The organism is Microbulbifer sp. (assembly GCF_036563125.1).
Classification (GTDB): Bacteria; Pseudomonadota; Gammaproteobacteria; order Pseudomonadales; family Cellvibrionaceae; genus Microbulbifer.
This window is the reverse complement of sequence record NZ_DATCMV010000174.1, coordinates 19303-41334: the sequence shown is the minus strand read 5'-3', so window position 1 is coordinate 41334 and position 22032 is coordinate 19303. Positions and strand designations below refer to the sequence as shown.

Below are 22032 nucleotides of genomic sequence, written 5' to 3'. Positions count from 1 at the left end.
GTACCGACGTGGAATTGTGCCGCCGCCACGCGAATGGTTTTTTTGCTCATTTTGCGATCTACCTCCAAGACTGCCTCCCGCGCCGGATGCGTGAAGCCTTACAGTTTGTTATCGGGACATTTGTTATAAACTACTATCATTATATCTTTTCAACAAGAATCCAAATAAGATCCAGCGACGTAATATCGATACAAAGTTCGCGCCAGATAACAAAGTACAATTACCGACCACCAGGGAGACACTGCCATGGCAACTCAACAGGAACGCCGATTTCTCGGCCTAAGCCTCGCGGAAAACGTCACCGCCCCGAATGTACTGACGTTTTATTTCGCCTGCCTCACGGCCATCATGTTCGCCTCCTTCATTCCCCAGAGCCAGCCATTCCTGCTGACCGAATTCCTCAATATCCCGCAGGAACGGCACGGAATGGTGAGCGGACTGCTGAACTTCTGGGCGGAGATTGCCATCATCATCGCGGTCGCCATTTTCGGTCCACTCTCAGACCGCTTCGGCCGTCGACCGGTGACCGGTTTTGGCTTTTTAGTGATGTCTGCCGGTATCGCACTGTACCCCCACGCCAGCACTGTCGGCGAACTACTCATCATCCGCCTGGTTTACGCGGTCGGACTGGCGGCGGTAACCACCACCATTGTCGCCCTGGTCGCGGACTATGTGCAGGACGACAGCCGCGGCCGCGCCACCGGGTTACAGGGTGTGATGAACGGCGTCGGCGCGATGATCTGCGTGTTCCTGTTGCTGCAGCTGCCCGCGATACTCCAGCGCGGTGGCGCCAGCGCCCATGAGGCCGGCATCCAGACATACAGCATTGTTGCCGCCATTTCCTTTATCACCGGGATCCTGATGCTGACCGGCCTCAAGGCCGGCAGCCGTGCCCCCAGCGAGCACAGCGAAAGCCTGCTGAGCATCGCCCGCAACGGCCTGCGTGCCGCGCGGGATGCACGCATTGCACTGGCCTACGGCGCCTCGTTTGTGGCGCGCGGCAACCTGATGATCGTGGGGACTTTCTTTACGCTGTGGGTGACCAACTACGGCACCACAGAGATGGGCATGAGCCGTGCGGATGCGCTGGCACGCGCGGGCATGATTGTCGGCATCGCGCAGGGCTGCGCCCTTATGGGCGCGCCGCTGTTTGGAATCATGGCGGACCGGATAAACCGCGTGCGCGCCCTCATCATTGCGCTGCTGGTTTCGGCGATCGGCTACGGTTCAACCATTTTTATCCACGACCCCTTCACGCCCGGCATGATCGTGTGTGCGGTACTGATTGGCCTCGGGGAAATCGGTTGCATCATCACCAGCGGCGTACTCGTCGCGCAGCAGGCACCGGAATCCCACCGCGGCGCGGTCATTGGGTTCTTCACCCTGTCTGGTGCCGTGGGTATCCTGGTGGCGAGCGTGGTCGGCGGTTACCTGTTTGACACCTGGAGGGCATCGGGCCCATTCGTGTTTTTCAGTATCGTGGCGGCACTGGTACTGGTATGGGCCATCCTGCTCGAAAGACGCACCGCAGGCCTGGAGGCGCAACCGCACACAATTGGCGACGCCGCGTAACAAGGTTCGAACGATCAATAAAAAAGCCCGCGCATGCGGGCTTTTTTATTGATCTCCAGTCGCAGCGATTCAAGAATCTCGCTGCAAGACTTTCCTCAAAAGGCTTTCAGCGGCTGTAGCCGATCACGTATATCCTTGGGCTTCAGCTGTGTATTCATGGTCAACCAAAGACTGAAGACAAACAGAAGTTCCGCGATATTACCGACGCAAAAACCCCATTCGCGCCCCGCGCTCAAACCATTCAGCAAAAAGATCTGCAGGGCCCCCAGAAACAGCCATGGCCACTGGGCCTTGCGCCACAGCCATATCCCGGAAATTACCACAACGAGATTGACGGCTATGGTGGCAAATGGCGGCTGCGCATCAGAGGCAACAAGGCGCGGATAGAAATCTGCCACGACCAGTTCGAGCGATGCCAGATCAAAAATATAACCAAAGGCAATGGCAAGACCCGCCAGCAGCCACGCAATGCGCGGTAGCCAGTTCCGCACGCGTTCGCTTTTTAATTTTTCGCACAAAATACAGGCGACAAAAACCAGCAATACGGGCAGCAGCAGGGCATGTACCCAGAAACGCAACGTGCTCAGCACCACATAGCCGGGCCACGCAATAAGTAGTGGACCGAGGGCGATCACCAGATTGTCGAATGCCAGGGCCAGCAGCAGACAGCGCAAAAACCATATCGGAAAACCCAGGCCCTGCTGTCGCAAACTGTAAACAAACAGCCCCAGATGTGAAATCGCCAGCGCGAAAAATAAAAGACTGAGCACACAACCCCCGTTAAAAACATAAAAGCACCGGTCCCGAAAGACCGGTGCCAAGCCAAACTGACCTCAACCTCAATTCAGCAGCGAGGCAATTTCCTGCTCGACAATGGCCTGCTGATCTTCCCGGCTGATCAATGCCGGGTTGTCATTGTCTTGCAGCGAGTCCCAGTAATAGAACTGGGTATGGTTGCCGCCCTCGATTTTCACATAACGTGTATTTGCCGGCAGCTGATTGCGGCTGCCGTCGATATCACTTTGCGTGGTCAGACCATCTTCCGAACCCCAGATGGAGGTTACCGGGATCGCAAGATCCGAGAGGTCGGTGAGGGAATCTGGGTAAGACGCAAGCAAAACCAGTGCCGCAATACCATCACTGGGCGAACGATTATTATCCACCCAGAGGGCAGCCACAGTGCCGCCCAGCGAGTGCCCGGCTACCACCCAGTCGACCACCTCACCGCGCCAGTAGTTTTTCGCATAGGTGCCATAGTGGGTACCCAGGAAGCCGAAGTTAAACGGCGGCGTCACCACGGCCGCAGGGTATCCCTGGTCGGCAAAGTGCCGGGCCAGCGGCGCATAGTTGCGCGGATCGACAAACGCACCCGGGTAGATGAGCACACCCCGGTCGCTTACCGGGCTGACCGGATCAAAACCGAAAAACAGGGATACGCCGGTAAAATCCCGCTTCTGGAACACCTTCACCGAAGGTGACGACGTCATGGCCGCGTCTACCTCGGCCTGTGCATCCGCATTGGCATCGGCGTGATACATCAATACAACGGCAAAAAATCCCGCAATCCTTACAAATCTGGTGAGCCTCATGGCTTTCTCCTGAAAAAGTTTCACTGGATCTGGGTTCTGGCTTGCCGATGCCCAACCGTGCGGCCGCCCTCCCCCGGGCGGGACCACCGCAGGACCGCAAAGCAATAACCTCCGGCGACGTCTTGCCAGACAACAACGCCAAATTAAAGGTATAAAAACATAACGTTATATTTATATATCATTATGTGTTTGCGTTTATAGTGTGCAACCCGAACCCACTGCAATAGTGAAACCCGGCCATGTGCAAACATTGGCAGCCAATTCGTCCACTCGGGAAAAATCTGTGAAACAGTCTACCGACCTACAGGCGCGGTGAGAGGCCAGAAGCGAAAACCGCAACTGGAGAAAATGACCGGAGAAAGTACGCGGAGAAAGTGACGAGAGAAAGAGCCGGAGAGCCCCCCTGCCATTACTACAGGCAGGAGGGAAAGAACTCGCAGAAAAGAATCAGGCGGGGCTGGACTCGTACCCGGCAAACAGGTCGCGCTTGTTGAAGCCAGCGGTAAGGAAACGCCAGAAGGCCTTGCGCCCGGTCAGCCAGGCCACCTTGCTACCGGATTTCTGCGCGCTCAAAATGCCTCGCACGAGATACGGTGTCACGGTTTCAACGGTGTCACCGAGAATATTCAGAATCTTTCGGGTTTTCTGCCACTCGCTGGAGGTGAGATCGTAATCGCCCACCAGCAGATCGGTGACCACGATACCTGGGCTCAGCGTATTGACCTGCACCGCACTACCCTTCACCTCTTTCTGCAAGGCCTTATTCAGGTAGTTGAGCGCGCGCTTGGTGGCCCCGTAGGCCGCCATGCCCGGTGCAGTCTGCCCGGTGCTGCCGAACCCTTCCATGTTCCAGATCTGGCCGTGCCCCTGCTGCTGCATTCCGGCCAGAGCCACCTTGCAGGCAAGCAGCAGCCCGGTGAGATTGGTGTCGACAATACTGCGCAGGTCGTCGGCAGACTGTTCCGCAAGAGGTTTGCGCACAATGCTCATGCCCGCGTTGTTGATCCAGTAATCCACCGGACCCTTTGTGCTGGCAAACGCCCACAGCTCCGCCAGTTGCTGCTCGGAGGTGATGTCGCAGCGCAACCCGGCCACCGCATCAGCGCCATACGATGCCTGCAATTCACGGACCGCCTCATCCACCTTGGACTGGGAGCGCGCACTGACGATGACCCGACAGCCACTGGCCAGGAAATTTTCAGCCAGTCCACGTCCGATACCGCGGGTACTACCTGTAATTACCACCGTTTTCATCAAACCCCCTCCCTACTAAGAGCCATGCCCAGGCAACGTCGAATTAGTGGCAACCTGTAGTGATGCACTGGCTGCCAGCACCATTTTGAGTTATTGTTATATCATTATTATCTTTAATGCAAGACGATAACCGATATGTCCGAAATCTCTGCTGAAAAACCCGCAAATGCCAACAGCTACCCCACCTTCCCCATCGGCTCGGTGGGCTACAACCTGATGCTCATGCGCGGTACCTGGCACGACCAGGTGGAATTGTTCCACCTCGATGGCCGCCCACTTGAGGATGACACCACTGCCGGCAGTGGCACACCGGGACCAAGCCCGTTCGACAACCTGGTTTATCTGGATTTCGACGGACAGAAACTGCAATTGACCAACGTTCACTTTCGCGGCCGCAATCCCACCGCAAAGACCTTTACCGGCCAGCTGCGCGATAACCTGCTGGTGTTCGATCCGCTTGGTCCGGGCGCCTATGAAAATGTCGGGGTATCCGGCGGCGTGGGCATTCTGACCTTCAACGCCCTGCAGCTGGGGCGGGCGTGCGACGTGTATATGGAGCCGGATTTCATCATCCTCACCGCGCCGGGCCAGCGGGTTCGGCATACGGTGCTGTACCGCGAAGGGGTGGCCACCCGCACGCTCACCGCCCGCGGGGTAAGACTGTCCCCTACCTGTGACCGCCGCCACCCACTGGATCCCCGCGGCACTGACGGCCCGGTGCATGAAACGCCCTTCAGCTCCTCCATCTGGCAACACCTGGTGCAATCGACACCCGCCTGAACCCCGCTTGATACAGGGTGTGGCACCGGGCTTGATAATTGTCATCCACCGGGGAAACACACCTTTTTATGCTGTGCCCATCTGCCGCAGACATCCGCTGCGGCATTCCGACAACAAAGTAATAACGATCGGGAAGTAGCACATGCAGGAGTATCGAATTTGGGAGTGCCTGGTTTGCGGCTGGGTTTACGATGAATCCAAGGGCTCACCGGAAGACGGCATTGCGCCCGGCACCCGCTGGGAAGACATTCCCAAAGACTGGCAGTGCCCGGAGTGCGGTGTAGGCAAAGACGATTTCGAGATGATCGAGGTGCGCCGCATAGCAATGGCCTCTGATTCCGCCCCCGCTCCACTGCAGGTCGCCGCATCGTCGCAAGTGGACTTCAGCCTCGAGCCGATTGTTATCGTTGGCACCGGGCTCGCCGGGTACCACCTGGCCAAGGAGCTACGCAAACTTGACCAGATAGTACCGCTGATCATGATTTCCGCGGACGACGGCGCGCACTATTCGAAACCGCAACTCAGCACCGCATTGCACAAACAGCGCACACCGGAGCAACTGGTCGGCAACACCGCACGGGAAATGGCGGAAAGCCTCAACGCCCAGATACTGACCTTTAGCCATGTCACTGCGGTAGACACTGCGTCCAGGATTTTGTCCCTGCGCGCGGGCTCGCACGACCAGCGCATTCACTACGCCAAACTGGTGCTGGCCCTCGGCTCCGACCCCATAGAGCCCCCCGTAGCAGGCACTGCCGCGGGCTGCGCGTTCAGCATCAATGACCTGCAGGACTTCCAGCGTTTTTATACCGCGCTCCCCGGCGCCAGATCCGTGCTGGTGATCGGCGGCGGACTCATTGGCTGTGAATACGCCAACGACCTGATCCAGTCCGGGTTTGACGTACATGTGGTCGAGCCCCAGGAAAATGTGCTCGGCAGCCTGATACCTCCGGTCGCGGGCAGCCTGGTGCAAAACACCCTGGCGACTGCCGGGGTCCACTTCCATCTCGGCACCACGGTCAGGACACTCGACTATACCGCTGGCGGTATCCGCGCCGAACTGGCTGACGGCACCCAGCTACAAATCGACCGAGTGATCAGCGCCATTGGTGTGCGCCCGCGGGTGGGGCTGGCAGAGCGCTGCGGCATCCGCGTTGCCCGCGGCATAGTCACCGACCGCTATCTGGCCACCAGTGCAGAACACGTCTACGCCCTGGGTGATTGTGCGGAAGTGGACGGCCACAACCTCTGCTATGTTGCGCCATTGCTGGCTGGCGCACGCGCGCTGGCACAAACCCTCACAGGCAACCCAAGCCCGGTGCATTACGGCAATATGCCCGTCAGTATCAAGACCACCCTGTGCCCGGTGACCGCGTCCCCACCAGCGCGCAACGCCGATGGCGAGTGGCAATACGAACGCAATGACGCACAGGGGGTGGTCGCGCACTTTGTCTCCCGCAACGGTCAATTACAGGGCTTCGCGCTTGCCGGTGATGCCTGCAAGCAGGCCGGTGTGCTCAGTGAACAGACCGTGCCGATCATGCAGAATTGATATTTGACAAGGCAGGCAGGCGTGCGCAGGTTACGATGGCACCTGACAAAGCCGAATAATGTCCATGCACGCCTGCATAGCAACGACATCATGGCGCATGACGCAATGACGCAGAACCGGTAGAACACCTATGAGCAACGATAAAAAACCCAGCAACTGGCAGAAAGCAATTGAAGGCGAATGGCACGGCCTGCCCTCACTGTTTGAGGCCGACGGCACCCATGTGGGCTACAACAAAGTCAGCCGCGCCAGCGAATTCGAAAACGGTCGCACCACCTACTGGATGAACACCCGCTTCGACGCCACCGGTCCGCTGAACGACCGCTTCGAAATCGGCTCCCCGTTCCGCTTTGGCGTGATCGATTCCGACCAGGACCGCATTTACACCGGTCCGGATTTTATCGGCAGCGGCCGCCCCTACGGGCTGCTGGTGGATTCCAACTACTTCTCCCCGGGCTGGAACGTCAATCTTCGCACCATGAATCACGTGGTGCCGGAACTCGGTATCCAGGTGTATTCGTCCCAGCTGTTTGAGGCAGACACCCTGGTCGGCGTGTTCAACGGCCTCTATGTCGTCACCCAGGATCACCAGACCAATCCGGCCACCCAGAAGCGCGTCGACGCATTCCTGGAAAAAGAAAAGCAGGACGGCAAACGCCCATTCAACCTGCCGGTAAAGCACGCGGGCAAGTTCTCCGGTCGTTTCGAGGTGTACAACGACAAGCAGGAACTGATCGGCCACAACGACGTGGTCATCCACCACAAGCCGCTGAACCTGCTGCATTCCGAGCAGACCATCGAGATCAGCGGGGTGATCAATGCCAAGTGGACCGCGATGCGCACCCGCACCGGCAACCACCACCAGTACCACGGTCCGGATATGTTCGGCAATGGCATGTCCTACGGGCGCTACCTCTACTCCGTGCGCCACGTATTCGGCCAGGCCTTCAAGCTGTGGTCGCGGGAAACTCAGGTAGATGAAGATTACACCCTGGTATGCGCCTGGCAGTTCATGCAATCGCAGAAAGAAAAATACACCACCTTCGGCGTGCTGCGCTGGGAACAGGGTGACCTGATACTGGGAGCGAACCATGTCGACTGAAGCGGAATTACTGAGACCAATCAGCCCTGTAATTGAGGCACGCCAACACGCTGTTGAACCACTGCAGCTGCGCCAGGTGTTCGGCCAGTTCGCCACCGGTGTCACCATCATCACTACCGGCGGGGATGCCGGCGAACCTGTGGGTATGACCGCAAGCAGTTTCAATACGGTATCCCTGGAGCCGCCGCTGATTCTCTGGTGCATCGGCAAAACTACCGGCTGCTTTGACGCCTTCAACAGCTGTGAGCATTTTGCCATCCATGTGCTGAGCGAAGAGCAGGAGTCTCTCTCCACCCTGTTCGCTCGCCGCGGCGTAGACCGCTTTTCCGGACTGGATTACGAAGTGAGCAACGACGGTATTCCGCTGCTCCACGATTTCTGTGCCCGCCTGCAGTGTTCCGTCGCGGCCCGCTATGACGGTGGTGACCACCTCATCATGGTCGGCAGGGTCGAGACCATGCACACCCAGGATCGTGAACCACTGCTGTTCCATCGCGGTCGCTACGCCCGCATTGCCTGATTTTTCCTTGTTCTCTTGATGGTCGTGTTGACCGGCAGCCCCGCTGCCGGTTTTTTTTATTTTGCGCAAATAAATTTGCGTAAATAAAAAAGCCGCGCGGAGTGAAGCCAAAACAACTCCACTACCGCGCGGCAACAGGCAAAAAACGTTAAGAAACTTCCGCTAATACAAACCTGGAAATCTCAGGCGATTTCCGCCTGCGGGCTTCCCGCACGCTGGAACCCCTTGGGCAGTCCCGCATCCGGCAAAAATCCGTACAGGGGCTCCTCCGGCAGGGCTGCCGCGAGTACTTGCCGCGCCGCCATCAATTTTTCAAAATCCACCCCGGTGCGATACCCCATGGCTTCAAGCAGGAACACCAGATCCTCGGTAACGATATTGCCACTGGCACCCGGGGCAAAAGGACAACCGCCAATTCCGCCCATGGAAGCATCCACCGTGGTTATACCTTGCTCGATGGCCGCCAGCACATTGGCCAGCCCCTGCCCCCGGGTGTTGTGCAGGTGAATACCGTGCAGCGCCTCGCGCCCCAGATGCTCCCACACACGGCGAATCATCCGCCGCACCTGGGTCGGATTGCCGTAGCCGGTGGTGTCCGACAGCCCGACTTCATCACAACCGGCCTCCATCAACGCCTCACCGAGGCGCAGTACCGCGTCTTCGGCCACCGGCCCCTCCAGGGTGCAACCAAAACAGGTAGACAGGCTGCCCTCAAAACTCGGCCGCTGCTCCGGCGGCAGGTCGTTTAACAACGCGCGAATGCCCCGCACCTCGTCCAGTACCTGCTGGTGCGTGCGGCGCAGGTTTTTCAGGCTGTGGGTCTCACTCACCGACAGCGGGATAGTCAGCTTGTGCGCGCCGGCCGCCACAGCAGCCTCTGCACCGCGCAGGTTGGGCACCAGCACCGCCACCGTGAGCCCGGGAATGGTGCGCGCAAACTGCACTATCTCCGCGGTGTCTGCCAGCTGCGGCAACACTTTTGCCGGCACGAAGGAGCCGACCTCAATTTCCCGCAGACCGGCAGCCGCAAGTGCTGAAATCCAGCGCTTCTTGTCTGCCGTCGCCATGATGGTGCTGATGCTCTGCAGACCGTCCCGAGGCCCTACTTCACTGATTTCGATATCGATTTCACCCACGCCAACTTCCCTCGTCTGTTTACCCTGGCATTTCGCGCCTGCCGGCCGGTCCCGTTGGAACCAGCCACTTGATCTATTGTTATATTATTATATCATATCGCAACCTGCACGGGACAATGTATATCAGTGGAGAGCCGTAGATGGCACATCAGGAAGTCTTGCCGCTCGCCGGCATCAAGGTGGTGGAATTTACCCACATGGTCATGGGGCCCGCCGCGGGCGGCATCCTTGCAGACCTGGGCGCAGAGGTCACCAAGGTCGAGCCCTTCGACGGGGATAATACCCGGCGGCTTCAGGGCTCGGGTGCCGGCTACTTCGCGATGTATAACCGCAACAAACGCAGCCTGGCGCTGGACCTGAAATCCCCGGAGGGCCGGGATATCGCCCTGCGGCTGGTGGACGAGGCCGACGTGGTGATCGAGAACTTCCGCCACGGCGCCATGGATAGACTCGGTTTTGGCTATCCGGCACTCAGTCAGCGCAACCCGGGCCTGATCTACTGCTCCCTGAAAGGGTTTCTCAGCGGCCCCTATGAACACCGCACCGCACTGGATGAAGTTACCCAGATGATGGGGGGGCTGGCCTACATGACCGGCCTGCCCGACCGCCCACTGCGCGCCGGTACTTCGGTGATCGACATTACCGGCGGCATGTTCGGGGTCATCGCGATTCTTTCTGCCTTACAGCAACGCCATGCGACCGGACACGGCCAACACGTGACCAGCTCGCTGTTTGAGACCACCGCCTTCCTGGTGGGCCAGCACATGGCGCAGCAGGCCGTGACCGGGGAAGAGCCCCCGCCCATGTCTGTGCGCCGCAGCGCCTGGTCGGTGTACGACATCTTCCACAGTGCCGAGGGCGATCGCGTTTTCGTCGGCGTGGTGAGTGACACCCTGTGGCGGGCCTTCTGCAGTGAATTCAACCTGACGGATCTCGCCGAAGACCCGACGCTCGCCAGCAACGCCGGACGTGTCGCCGCGCGGGAGCGCCTGATGCCCCGTATCAGCGCGCTGTTTGCCAGCCTGCCGAAGACGGAAATGATGGCGAGACTGGATCGCGCCGGCATCCCCTTCGCCCCGATCAACAAACCCGCCGACCTGTTCGACGACCCCCACCTGAATGCCGCCGGTGGTCTGGTCAATATCACCCTTGAGAACGGCCAGTCGGCACGCCTGCCGGCACTGCCGGTGGAGTTCAACGGCCACCGCCCCGGCTTGCGCCGGGACCTGCCCAAGGCCGGTGAGCACAGTATCGAGGTCGCGCGGGCACTGGGCCTGAGCGAGAGCCAGATCAAGGCACTGCTCGAGCACGGGGTATTGCGCAGCAGCCGTCTCGAGGAGACGGTCGACTGACCGCACCCGACGTGGACAGCTGCCACCTTTGCGATTAGTCTGCGGAAAGATGTAATAGAGGACAGGCCACTGTGAACAGCCCCGCGCTGAGACCTCCGGAAACGTTTTTCCACTCCAAGCTGTTTCGCGGCCTCGGCCACGGCGAACTGGCAGAACTCACCGCGATCTGCCAGCGCCGCCGGCTACCCTCCGGCGAACAGCTGATTCGCCAGTACAGCGCCGCCCAGCACGTGTATGTAGTGGTCGCCGGCACGCTCATGATCGAGCGCCTTTCGCGCTCCGGTCGTCGCCAGGTGATCGCCTTTGCCTACCCCGGTGACTACATCGGATTTACCAATACCGACGATTACGAATACAGCGTGGTCTGCCTGCGTGAAGCGGAATTGCAGATTTTCCCGCGCAGGGAATTCCTGACCCTGGTAGACCGCTTCCCCACCCTCAAGGCCAATGCGCGCCAGATCGGTGGCAACGTACTGGCCCAAACCCTGGATCAGTTGTTCGCCCTCGGTCAGAAAAAGGCCCACGAGCGCCTGTGTTTCCTGCTGGACCAGATCGGACGCCGGCAGTGCGGAGCGCAGAATGCCGATATCGAGCTCATCATGAGCCGTCAGGATATTGCCGATTATCTGGGGCTTACCATTGAAACCGTGAGCCGGGCCTTTGCCCGCCTAAAGGCCATGCAACTGATCGAAATCGTGAGTGCCCACCGCATCCGCGTGCTCGATCGCAGCGTGCTGGAAGAACTGGCCAGCGTGCACTGACGCGCGTCCGCGCGCGTGCCACACAAGTTGACAATTATCATGGGCAGTATTTTGCGCAGCGCTAGACTAGCGAAAATCCTCGCTAACTGCGGAGTTGCCCATGGCAGATACAGACCGGCAGGTCCCCCCCGCCTGGAATGCGGTCGGGCGTCACGGTGTATTTCCCGAAGCCCGTCACGATGAAATCGCACGTTTCAACTTTCTCACCAACCTGAATATGCACCTTGCATCCCGGGTACTTCCGGGTGTGCGCAAGGCCTATGACAGCCGCGCGGAGGCCGGTTCGGAACCGGCAAACCGGCGCGAGGTCGGCGAGCTATTGAAGCGCGAGCCCATCTACCAACTGTGGAGCAGCCTGCGCCGCAACACCATGGAAATGCGCCAGCAGAACAGCCGCACCATGGTGTTCCGCCAGTTGCCGGACCTCGTTGAAAAAGCGCGCCGCCTTAACCAGGGCAGCAATGCCCTGCAGCTGGATTCGTCGGTGGAGATTCCGCGCTACGTCAGCGCGGTGGACACCCACTGCATGCCCGGCAGCTACCACACGGAATACGTCGACGAAGACATCGCCGCGGGCGCAAACTACGACAGCGGTATTTTTGTCACCACCGCCGGCATGCTCGGCCGCTACAGTGATGGTGGCGGCCAGGCGCTGGTGGAATGGTTGCGGGAAGAAGCGACGTCCGGTTACAAACCCAAGCGCATTCTCGATATAGGTTGTACCGTCGGCCACAACATCGTGCCGTTGGCGCAGGCATTCCCGGATACCGAGATCCTCGCCATTGATGTCTCCGCCCCGGTGCTGCGTTACGCCCATGCACGGGCCCGCTCCATGGGTATCGACAACATCACGTTCCGCCAGGAAAACGCCGAGGCGATTGCGGCAGAAGATGGCAGCTTCGACCTGATCATTACCAGCATGTTCCTGCACGAAACTTCGAGCCGGGCACTACCGCGTATTCTCGCGGAAACCCACCGCCTGCTCGCTGATGGCGGCAAGGTCGTGCATATCGAACAGCCCCAGTTCACGCCGGAAATGCCCCCCTACGAGCAGTTCATGCGCGACTGGGATACCCGCAACAACAACGAGCCCTTCTGGGGCACGCTGCACGACCTCGACCTGTTCGAGGCAATGGAAAAAGCGGGATTTGCGCGGGAAAACATCACCACCCGCGGCCTATTCGCCGTAGTGGACGAAACCCTGTTTCCCAGTGCCGCCAAGGCTGCCGCCGACAGCGAAGATTACGGGCGCAAGCCGGCCTGGCACACCTATATCGCCAGCAAGTGACACGCAACGACGATTGATGGAAAGATGCGGAGAAATGTCATGACACTTGACCCGATTGATATGGCGGGCAACAAAGCCAGGGGCAAACGCCCGGTGTTTTTCAAGGACGCGGATACGGATCGACTACTGTCGATGCTGATGGCCCTTGCCGGCGAACTCGCCGTCGCCCGCGAACGGATCGATACCCTGGAACGACTGCTGGAAGCTCGCGACCTGCTGCAACGTACCGATATTGAAAACTACGAGCCCGACACGGCGGCCGCTCGCGAACGCGGCCTCTGGCACCAGGAGTTTATTGCGCGCATCCTGCGGGTGATCCAGCAGGAAATAGAACAGTTCGACGAAGACCGCGAAGCGCGGCAGCAGGCGCACAAGGAAAATGTCAGCGCCTCCACCGAACTTGAGGAACTGATAGAAGAGCTGGCGAGTAGCTAACGCCGATTTTCCTCCAGAAAGACCATAAAAAGCCCGGCAAACTTGCCGGGCTTTTTCGTCATGCTTTATCTGCTGGTATCTGGGTTACTGCTCGGGCCAGCGAAACTGCGCGCGGCGCCGCTCCAGGAAGGCCGCACTGCCCTCGCGAAAATCGCTTGCGGAAAACGCGCTATCGAACGCCTGTCGCAACCTACCCTCACCCATTTCGGATTCACCGGCATGCCCGCTGAGATAATCCAGCGTGGCCTTGGTCCAGCGCAGGGAGTACTGGGAGTTTTCCAGCAGGCTCCGCACCAGGTCACTCTCCAGTGTTTCCATGGCCGCGCCCTCCGCCAGGTGTTGCACCAGACCGATCTGCTGCGCCCGCACCGCGGTTACCGGCAATCCGGTGAGCAACATGTCCCGCGCATTGGCCGCACCCACAACATTCACCAGTCGCCGGGTGTCCACCAGGCTGTAGAGAATTCCCAGCTTGGCGGGCGTGATGGCAAAGGTCGCCGCACAGTCAGCCAGGCGGATATCACAGGCCAGCGCCAGGCCACAACCGCCGCCGTAGCAGGCGCCGCGGATGACCGCCAGTGTCGGGCGCGGCAGCTGCTCGAGCTGCAGCTGTACCTCGCGAATCAGCGCATTCTGCCGGCGCATTTCCGCCGGATTTTCCATCGCCGCCGCCAGCTCATCGATATTGGCACCGGCACAGAAGGCGCGCTCGCCCGCGCCGGTGAGCTGCACCGCGCGAATAGCGTCATCCGCCGCTACGCGCTCGAGCAGGCCCGACAATTGCTCCCACATGGCCACGGTCATGGCATTGCGTTGCGCCGGGTTATCAATGGTGATGCGCGCGAGACCGCCTTCGACGGAATAGCCAATCTTTGCGCCTGTCGCCTGCAGTGTTTCGGTTGTCATCCGTCAGTCTCCCTGGTCGTCATCAAGCCAGCTCGTTACACGCAGCGGACCGGTTGTAGAGCCACTGCTCCAGCGCAACACTGGTATCCAGCAAAGCGGTCTCAGCACCCGCGCGGGCGATAATCTGCACACCGAATGGCAGGCCATCACTGGAAACACCCAGCGGAATACTCATCGCCGCCAGGCCGGCCATATTCACGCAAGCGGTGAGGTTCGCCTGGTTTACCGGTGCCGCCTCGGCAAACGGAAATGCGGTCTGCAAGGTCGTCGGCGTCAGCAGAAAATCCACACCCCGCAACTGCGCACGCAACCAGTCTCCCGCAGACTGCACCACATCCTGTGCACGCACCAGATCCGGCGCGCTGCGCGCAGCGCCCCATCGCAGCAACCCCTGCAGGTCGTCGGAAAACAGCGCTGGAGACAGCGATAACTGTTGCGCAAACGTTACGTTCGCTTCCGCTTCGCACATCAACAGCCCAGCTCGGCGTATTGCGGAAAAATCGCACGCGGAGAAGTTTCGTTGCACATGGATGGCGCCGGGCAATGTTTCTGCAAAGCGCAGGAACGCCGCGGAAATTTCTTCAGCCACGCCCAGCTGCTCACTGTCACCGATAAGCGCCCAGCGCGTGGACCCCAGCTCGGCGGGACCAAGGCGTTCTTCACTGGCCGTTTCCCGCAGCAGCGGCCACAAGCCGCGCAAATCCCGACTCGAACGCGCCAGCGGACCCATGGCATCGAGCTGCCGGCTCAACCGGGTGACGCCGTTGTTACTTACGGAACCGCGCCCCGGCTTGAGCCCGCTGACACCACAATAGCTTGCGGGAATACGCACCGAACCCATGGTGTCGGTGCCCAGCGAAAAGGCACAGAGCCCTGCGGCTACTGCCGCCGCCGAGCCGCCACTGGAGCCTCCGGGGGTAAAACCTGCGCGCAGCGGGTTTTCACAACGCCCCCAGTGGGGATTGTCGTTGGTGGCACCGAGGGCAATCTCGTGCATATTCAGTTTGCCAAGGGGAATCATGCCGGCACGGCGCAACGCGCCCACCCCATCGGCATCCGTTGCGGCAACCGGTGCCTCGCCGCCATAACCCAGGCCATCGGCGGTCGGCATCCCAGCCACGGCGATATTGTCCTTTACCGCAAAGGTGAGCCCATCGTAGGCGGACAACGACGCCCCCGCCTGTCTTCGCGTATCTGACGCACGGGCAGCTGCCAATGCGCCTTCACGGTCGACAAACACATAGGCATTGATCGCAGCATGGGTCTCATCTATTGCCGCCAGCGTGCGCACCGTGAGTTGTTCACTGGTGACTTCGCCGCGCTGCAGGTGCGCCGCCAGAGTGGCGGCATCCTCACACAAAAGACTGTCGCTGAGTTGCAACATTGGCAATCCCCAAAAAATTACCGCAACGTCAATCAAACGCCGGTTAATCGTAACGCCGGTCGATCAAACGCAAGGGTTTCTGGCGTCGGTCAATCTCGGTCCACTGCGCGGTGCCACCGGCGGCCACCGGTTCCACCCCGACTTCGATACCCAGTTTGCGCTTGAGCAGTTCCGCACAGTGCCCCGCGATCTCGGAGTGCTGTTCCACCGCAGCGTCCACCTCCACCAGCACCGTGAGGGTCTCGCGGCCACTGTCGTCGCGCTCGGCGATACACACGTATTCGCCGGTAAAGCTCTCCAGTTCCGCCAGCATGCCGCCGATACCGTGGGGATACACATTGATACCGCGCAGCTTGACCATATTGTCGGAGCGGCCGAGAAAACCGCGGATGCGCCGGAACGGCAGCTGGTACGGGTTTTCGCCGGGAATTTCCGCGGTGATGTCGCAGGTATTGAAGCGGATCACCGGATAGATATCGTCTTTGTACAGACAGGTGACCACCATGTTGCCGGTGTCCCCCGCCGCCACCGGCCGTCCGCTTTCCACATCGAGCAATTCCAGGTAGTGGGCATCTTCCCACACATACAGTCCATTCTGGTCCGGGCCTTCCGCGGCGATACAGCCGGTATCCGCCACGCCGTACCAGTCGTAAAGCTTGGCACCGCCCCAGGCTTCACTCAGTGCCGCTCGGGTTTCCTGCCCGAGGTGGCCAATGATCATGTCGATGGGCAGATCCTCACCGGGCTTCATGCCCATTTCTTCTGCCACACTGGCGAGCTTCTTGATGTAATCCGCAAAGCCCACCAGCACATTCACGCCGAAATCACGCATCAGCTGTACCTGCTGTGCGGAGCGGGTTTCAAGACCGGTACCAGCGGAAAGGAACAGCGCATTGGTGTAGCGAGTCACCGCCTCACGAATATAGTGCCCGCCGTTGATCATGCCGTGGCCATAAGTGGACTGCACCGTGGCCGCGGGCTTCAGCCCCATAAAACGGTAGGCCCGCGCCACCAGCATGGCCTGGATCTCGCGCCCGCGCGGACCAAAAATAATGGGTTGTGGCCGCCCCGTAGTACCGCTGGTGGTATGGAACACAACAGGTGGACGCTGCTCCGGTGCCAGCCCGTCGAGACCGCTGAAATCACCGATGGGCGGGAACTGCTCCACGCTCTGCATGATCTCGGACTTGGAAAATACCGGCAATTTTTCGATGTCATCGAGACTGCGGATATCGCCGGGTTCAATACCCGCCTCGCCCCACAGCCGCTGGTAAAACGGTATCTGCCAGCCCCTCGCCACCAGTTTCAGGAAGCGCTGGTTCTGCAGCTCCCGCAACGCGTCCCGCGACATACCGGCATAGGTTTCCAGGAAAGCGTCACCCAGCGGGTAATCCGCCAGCGCCTGTTGCACATCAAAACTCTCGAAATAACTTGGGTAAGGCATGAAAAATCTGCGCTCGCTTCCAGTGGTTATCGTTAATTGGCTATGGTTTCAGCTTATCGCGTCGATGGGCTGCGGCATTGCCAGCAGCAGCCCGGTTAATTCGGTAACAGATTCCAGCTGCTCCAACTGCTCGATCCGGGCGATGATCGCCTGTGCGCTCTCGCGATCGAACGGCGTACGCGCGGAGGCGAGGCAGCGCTGGAATTTGGCCAACTGTCGCACCCGGTCCAGCGGGTTCTCTGGATGACCGAGAATCGCCGCCATTTCCCGGCGATACTCACTACCATTTTTAAGCCGCACCGTAACCGCCTGTGGCGCCAGGGCATTGGGATCGTCACAGGCGGACGGCACCATGGTGATGCGTGCAGCCAGCGCCCGGCGCTCCGGGTCGGCGAGTGCGGCGGGATCGAAATCTTCCACCCCCACGTCCCCATGCAACAGCAGGGTCGCCGCCACATAACCGATGCACAGCCGCGCATAGTTCACGCTCATTTCAGGCTGCATGGGCCGGTCCACCAGGCGGCGTACCAAAGGCGGTGCTTCAATGCGCACCGATTCGATATCCGGCGCGGCAAAACCGTGGGAAGCGCGCAATTGCATCAGCGCGTCGAGGGTGCCGTGGGCCGCGCGCCCGGTGGGGAACGGCTTGTGGCTGACACGGCAGATCTGCCATTCCCGTCCGAGCCGTGAAAATGCCTCTGCGGCATTGCCGTCCGATTCCATAATCGAGAAGTAGCCAAAGTCGCCACTCAAGAACCGACGCGGCCCCACAAGACCAAATCCCGCCATGTCCGCCGCTATGACGGCATTGCGGGCATTGAACGCCACCTGCATGGGCAGCACGGCCACGCCCTCGGTGTGCGCCTGCATGGTGCCGCCGGTCTGGCTGTAGGCGATGGACATGGCCTGCAGGATTTTTTCCGGGTCGTAGCCGCGCAGCTTGGCAATACCGGCGGCAGCACCAATACAGCCCGCGGTGCCGGGGCGGAAAAAACGCATGGGCTTACTGGCGCTCATTCCGAGCACAGTGGCCACATCCACGGCCAGCGCCACTGCCAGTAGCAGCGTGCGGCCATCCGCCTTGCGCGCTTCGGCGTCCGCCAGCAGCGACGACAGGATCACCGCCATCGGGTGGACTACTGCGCGCTCGTGCACACAGTCGAATTCCTGGTTGTGAATCTGGTAGGCATTCACCATGGCCGCATGGGCAACGGGCAGACGGACATCGGCACCCCAGACACTGGTCATAGCGTCCGGTGTGGCGCTGCCCCAGCCTGCGGCGGTGTGCAGCAGTTCTGCAGCGAGCTCCAGGCGTGAACCGCTGATGCCCACACCGATGGAGTCGAGGATGAACGTCTTGCATGCCGCTACTGCCGCGCGATCCAGGTGCTGGAATTCCGCCCGGGCAACGTGTTCAACCAGCTGCTGTTCGTACTCAGCCACAGTTTGCTCCCAGTGCACGGAGTGCCGCAAAAAAGTTGTCGAGATCCTTCTGTTTAACCAGGTTCAAACCGATTTCGATCACATCTTCCGCGCATTCATTGCGCGCGGAACCCGCACGAAACAGCGTGCGCGCCTTGGTGACAATATCGTCTCTCGTCATCGGCCACTCCGGATCGCCCCAGGCATCCCGCAGCACAATGTTCAACGCGGTATCGTCGTTCAGCACCACCCGCGCCGTCGCGCCAAAATGGCCTGGGTATGCGTGTTCGTGTTCATCGTCCAGCACCACCGTAATTTTTTCCCGCAGCGCAACCACGTCCGGCCGCTGCAGAAATTCTTCGGCAAAGTGGTCTATGGTCGGTTGCCCGTGTAGCAGCGTAACCGCAGCACAGTGCTGCAGGCTGAACTTTGCCTCTGCCGGTGACTTCGGATGCGGGCGATCACAGAACAGCAGCGCATCGGAATAGGTGCTTATCTGCAGCGAGCGAATATCTGCGCTGACAATATCACCGAGTGCGCGCACCGCATCGATGGCCGGGTGGGTGTGGCGACAGGCGGGCCAGGGTTTGAAACTGCACTGGAATATCAGCCAGTTTTCCGCTGCGTTGTCGACAACCGCGAGCGGCATCGCCCGCGGCGAAGTCGCGGCAAAAAAGCCCTGGGTACCTTCCAGCAGACTGGCCGGCCCACGCAGGTTGCTGGCGGCCAGCAGCGCCGCCTGCACACCCGCTTGTGCCGCGCCCGCGTTATGCAGTGGCTTGGTGTCCACCGCTTCGTGCCGCATCTGCCAGAAACCGCCGGTGCGGCTGCCGGCATTGGCGAGCGCCCACACGGTCTGCTCCGGATCGAGGTTCAGCAATTTTGCTGCGGCTGCGGCGGCGCCGAAGGAGCCACAGGTCGAGGTGTTGTGATACAGCGCGTAATGATCTCGCCCCAGTGCGCGACCGATGCGAATCATCACTTCGTAGCCGACCACAATTGCTTCCAGTAACGCCTGGGGCCTGGCGCCCACCATCTCCGCAACCACCAGCGCGGCGGGCACAATGACCGGGCCGGGATGCAGGGTGGATGTGCGGTGCAGATCGTCCATCTCGGCGATACTGCCGAGGGTGCCGTGGTATTGCAGTGCGTCCTGCCAGTTGCTGTCTGCGCCGGCCAGATTCCAGTATTCACCCGCCCCACCCCACTGGGTGAGGTAATCCCGCAGCTTTGCCGCCACTTCACTGCGCGTGCCATAAACCGCACAGCCGAGCCAGTCGAGCAGATGCTGCTGCGCACGCTCCAATGTTGCGTCATCGATATCGCGCCCCAGCAGGGAAACCAGCTGCTGCAGTAGCGTCGGGGGAAACTTCACGACCATACTCCTTCCACACAATCTTCCATCGGTGCATAGGCCCAGGTGTGCTCTTTGCGCCGCACCTGTTCGAAAACATCGATCGCCCTGCGCTGCTGCAAGGTCAGTGCAATCGGGTCCAGGCCATTCAACAGCAGATAGCGCGCGCTCTCGTCCAACGAAAATGGCCACAGCAAATCGCCGCACTGTACCAGGCATGTTTGCAGGTCGATGGTGACCTGATTTTTTTGCGGGTCCTGCTGCACCTTTTCCGCCAGTGCCGCAATGCTGGCTTCATCGAGGCGCACCGGAAGAATTCCGTTGCGGATGCAGTTGGTGTGAAAAATCGCCCCGAAACCGCTGGCGACCACCGCGCGAATACCGTATTCCGCCAGCGCCCAAACCGCGTGCTCACGGGAGGAGCCACAGCCAAAATTGTCCAGAGCAACAAGGATGGAGGTACCTGCGTAATCGGGCTGGTTGAGCACAAACGCCGGATTGAGTTCACGACCGCCGGGCAAGGTGTAGCGCCAGCCGGCAAACAGGCCCTCGCCGAGACCGCGCTTGGATACCCGCTTCATTTCCCGCGACGGGATGATGGCATCGGTGTCGATGTTGCGCCGCAGCAGCGGCGCGGCAATTCCGGTGTGTGTTACGAATGGCTTCATGCAATCAGTGCCTCACTGTTGACCAGTGTCTCGGCGGAGGTAATGTATCCGGCAATGGCCGAGGCGGCCACGGTGGTGGGGCTGGCCAGATGGGTGCGGGTATTCGGCCCCTGGCGCCCTTCAAAATTGCGGTTGGTGCTGGAGATCACGCGCTGGTATTCGCCAAAGGTTTCACCCCCGGCGTAAAAGCACATGGAGCAGCCGGAGTCCCGCCACTCGAAACCGGCCTCGGTAAAAATCCGGTCCAGTCCCTCCCTTTCCGCTTCACGCTTGACCCGGCGCGAGCCCGGCACCACCACCCCGCGCACACCGGGTGCAATGTGCCGCCCCTGCACTACCGCCGCGGCGGCGCGCAGGTCGCTGATACGGCTGTTGGTACAGGAACCAATGAACGCGGCGTTCACCGCGATGTCGGAAATCGCCTGCCCCGGCTGCAGCCCCTGGTACTCGAGCGCGCGCTGGGCGGCTTCACGGCGATGCAACTCTGCAAAACTCGCAGGATCGGGAACAAACTGGCGCAATCCAGCTACCTGCTCGGGACTGGTGCCCCAGGTCACCATGGGCTCAATCAGGCTGCCATCGATACGCAACTCGCGGTCAAACACCGCGTCGTCATCACTGCGCAGGGTGCGCCAGTAACGGCAGGCATCTTCCCAGTGCTCGCCTTTGGGCGCGAAGTCGCGACCGGCAAAATAGGCTTCCACTTTTTCGTCCGGGGCGATGATCGCGGTGAACGCAGAAAACTCCACAGCCATGTTGCACAGGGTAAAGCGAGCCTCTACCGACAGCTGGCTGATCGCGGACCCGCAGAATTCCACGGTATAACCCGCTCCGCCATTGGTGCCGAACTGCGCGATCAGGTGCAGCACCAGATCCTTGGCAGTGACACCCGGGCGCAGCTGGCCGTCGACAATCACTCGCATGTTTTTCGGTTTGCGCACCCTGAGGGTGCCCGTCGCCAGTGCGTGCTCCGCTTCACTGGAGCCTATGCCCCAGGCCAGGGCACCGATGCCACCCTGGGTGCAGGTATGGCTGTCCGGGCAAACCAGGGTAAGTCCGGGCAACACCACCCCCTGCTCCGGGCTGATCACATGCACGATCCCCTGGTCTCCATCGTCGACGTCGAACAGGCGGATATTCGCCGCGCGGGTTTCACTGCGCGTGGCCAGAATAAAGTCGGAGCCGGATGGCATCAGGGTTTTGTCGCCACGCCCCGGGAAGGTGTCGACGATATGATCCATAGTGCAGAACACGCGGCGCGCGTCCCGCACCTCGTAGCCGGCGGAGTGCAGACTCTGCAATGCAATGGAACCCGTCCTCTCGTGGAGGAAGATGCGGTCGAGGTACAACAGGGTTTCCCCGCTGTCGAGATCACAGACGGTGTGATCCGACCACAATTTGTCGAACAATGTGCTTGCGCCGGATATCGCCATATTTACTACCCTCCTGTACCCTGCGGTCAGGTCAGATCTTTTATCTCAACATTTGATATATTATTATAACATTAGATCTT

The 22032-nt window shown here is 60.2% G+C and carries 20 protein-coding genes; 9 read left to right on the top strand and 11 right to left on the bottom strand.

The window, feature by feature from the left end:
* Positions 1-246: 246 nt before the first annotated feature.
* Entirely contained in the window at positions 247-1572 is a 1326-nt protein-coding gene (locus VIL80_RS14745; protein WP_332036856.1) for an MFS transporter, read from the top strand.
* A gap of 95 nt (positions 1573-1667) precedes the next feature.
* Here the strand turns inward: VIL80_RS14745 and VIL80_RS14740 are convergent, their stop codons facing one another.
* From VIL80_RS14740 to VIL80_RS14730, 3 genes are all read right to left on the bottom strand, one after another.
* Positions 1668-2393, bottom strand: a complete 726-nt coding sequence (locus tag VIL80_RS14740; RefSeq protein ID WP_332036855.1) for a hypothetical protein — start codon at positions 2391-2393, stop codon at positions 1668-1670.
* Between the two features lie 18 nt (positions 2394-2411).
* Positions 2412-3161: an alpha/beta hydrolase gene (locus tag VIL80_RS14735; protein ID WP_332036854.1), complete on the bottom strand. Its 750-nt coding sequence runs from the start codon at positions 3159-3161 to the stop codon at positions 2412-2414.
* A gap of 447 nt (positions 3162-3608) precedes the next feature.
* Positions 3609-4415: an SDR family NAD(P)-dependent oxidoreductase gene (locus tag VIL80_RS14730; protein WP_332036853.1), complete on the bottom strand. Its 807-nt coding sequence runs from the start codon at positions 4413-4415 to the stop codon at positions 3609-3611.
* Positions 4416-4550: 135 nt separating this feature from the next.
* Here VIL80_RS14730 and VIL80_RS14725 point away from each other — a divergent pair, with 135 nt between their 5' ends.
* From VIL80_RS14725 to VIL80_RS14710, 4 genes are all read left to right on the top strand, one after another.
* A complete protein-coding gene (locus VIL80_RS14725) occupies positions 4551-5195 on the top strand; it encodes a hypothetical protein (RefSeq protein WP_332036852.1) in 645 nt (214 codons plus the stop codon).
* 142 nt (positions 5196-5337) lie between these two features.
* Positions 5338-6747 carry an FAD-dependent oxidoreductase gene (locus VIL80_RS14720; RefSeq protein WP_332036851.1) on the top strand — a complete coding sequence of 470 codons (1410 nt, stop codon included), beginning with the start codon at positions 5338-5340 and terminating at the stop codon, positions 6745-6747.
* Between the two features lie 130 nt (positions 6748-6877).
* Positions 6878-7849: a hypothetical protein gene (locus VIL80_RS14715; protein ID WP_332036850.1), complete on the top strand. Its 972-nt coding sequence runs from the start codon at positions 6878-6880 to the stop codon at positions 7847-7849.
* Positions 7839-8369, top strand: a complete 531-nt coding sequence (locus VIL80_RS14710) for a flavin reductase family protein (RefSeq protein ID WP_332036849.1) — start codon at positions 7839-7841, stop codon at positions 8367-8369. Before VIL80_RS14715 ends, VIL80_RS14710 begins: the two co-directional genes overlap by 11 nt.
* A gap of 182 nt (positions 8370-8551) precedes the next feature.
* Here VIL80_RS14710 and VIL80_RS14705 read toward each other — a convergent pair whose 3' ends face one another.
* Positions 8552-9505 (bottom strand): hydroxymethylglutaryl-CoA lyase, encoded by a 954-nt coding sequence (locus tag VIL80_RS14705; RefSeq protein ID WP_332036848.1) that lies wholly within the window; start codon positions 9503-9505, stop codon positions 8552-8554.
* A 140-nt stretch (positions 9506-9645) separates the two neighbouring features.
* On the opposite strand from VIL80_RS14705, the gene VIL80_RS14700 reads away from it, so the two are divergent.
* The 4 genes from VIL80_RS14700 to VIL80_RS14685 all read left to right on the top strand — a co-directional run bounded on the left by VIL80_RS14700 (position 9646) and on the right by VIL80_RS14685 (position 13341).
* Positions 9646-10857: a CaiB/BaiF CoA transferase family protein gene (locus tag VIL80_RS14700; protein ID WP_332036847.1), complete on the top strand. Its 1212-nt coding sequence runs from the start codon at positions 9646-9648 to the stop codon at positions 10855-10857.
* A 71-nt stretch (positions 10858-10928) separates the two neighbouring features.
* Positions 10929-11618 carry a Crp/Fnr family transcriptional regulator gene (locus VIL80_RS14695; RefSeq protein WP_332036846.1) on the top strand — a complete coding sequence of 230 codons (690 nt, stop codon included), beginning with the start codon at positions 10929-10931 and terminating at the stop codon, positions 11616-11618.
* 100 nt (positions 11619-11718) lie between these two features.
* Positions 11719-12906 (top strand): class I SAM-dependent methyltransferase, encoded by a 1188-nt coding sequence (locus VIL80_RS14690; RefSeq protein ID WP_332036845.1) that lies wholly within the window; start codon positions 11719-11721, stop codon positions 12904-12906.
* Between the two features lie 39 nt (positions 12907-12945).
* Positions 12946-13341: a hypothetical protein gene (locus VIL80_RS14685; RefSeq protein ID WP_332036844.1), complete on the top strand. Its 396-nt coding sequence runs from the start codon at positions 12946-12948 to the stop codon at positions 13339-13341.
* Between the two features lie 84 nt (positions 13342-13425).
* Here VIL80_RS14685 and VIL80_RS14680 read toward each other — a convergent pair whose 3' ends face one another.
* From VIL80_RS14680 to VIL80_RS14650, 7 genes are read right to left on the bottom strand one after another with little or no spacing between them, the layout of a single operon-like run.
* Positions 13426-14247 (bottom strand): enoyl-CoA hydratase-related protein, encoded by an 822-nt coding sequence (locus tag VIL80_RS14680; RefSeq protein WP_332036843.1) that lies wholly within the window; start codon positions 14245-14247, stop codon positions 13426-13428.
* A gap of 22 nt (positions 14248-14269) precedes the next feature.
* Entirely contained in the window at positions 14270-15631 is a 1362-nt protein-coding gene (locus VIL80_RS14675) for an amidase (protein ID WP_332036842.1), read from the bottom strand.
* 43 nt (positions 15632-15674) lie between these two features.
* On the bottom strand, positions 15675-17075 hold the full coding sequence (locus VIL80_RS14670; protein WP_332036841.1) for a phenylacetate--CoA ligase family protein: 1401 nt from the start codon (positions 17073-17075) through the stop codon (positions 15675-15677).
* Between the two features lie 48 nt (positions 17076-17123).
* A complete protein-coding gene (locus tag VIL80_RS14665; protein WP_332036840.1) occupies positions 17124-18518 on the bottom strand; it encodes an MmgE/PrpD family protein in 1395 nt (464 codons plus the stop codon).
* Entirely contained in the window at positions 18511-19872 is a 1362-nt protein-coding gene (locus VIL80_RS14660) for an MmgE/PrpD family protein (RefSeq protein WP_332036839.1), read from the bottom strand. The genes VIL80_RS14665 and VIL80_RS14660 overlap by 8 nt, the downstream gene beginning before the upstream one ends.
* The gene (gene leuD / locus VIL80_RS14655) at positions 19869-20519 is read right to left on the bottom strand and encodes a 3-isopropylmalate dehydratase small subunit (protein ID WP_332036838.1); all 651 of its coding nucleotides are present in this window, start codon (positions 20517-20519) and stop codon (positions 19869-19871) included. Before leuD ends, VIL80_RS14660 begins: the two co-directional genes overlap by 4 nt.
* Positions 20516-21952, bottom strand: coding sequence for a 3-isopropylmalate dehydratase large subunit (locus VIL80_RS14650; RefSeq protein WP_332036837.1), 1437 nt, complete (start codon positions 21950-21952; stop codon positions 20516-20518). The genes leuD and VIL80_RS14650 overlap by 4 nt, the downstream gene beginning before the upstream one ends.
* Positions 21953-22032: the final 80 nt, after the last annotated feature.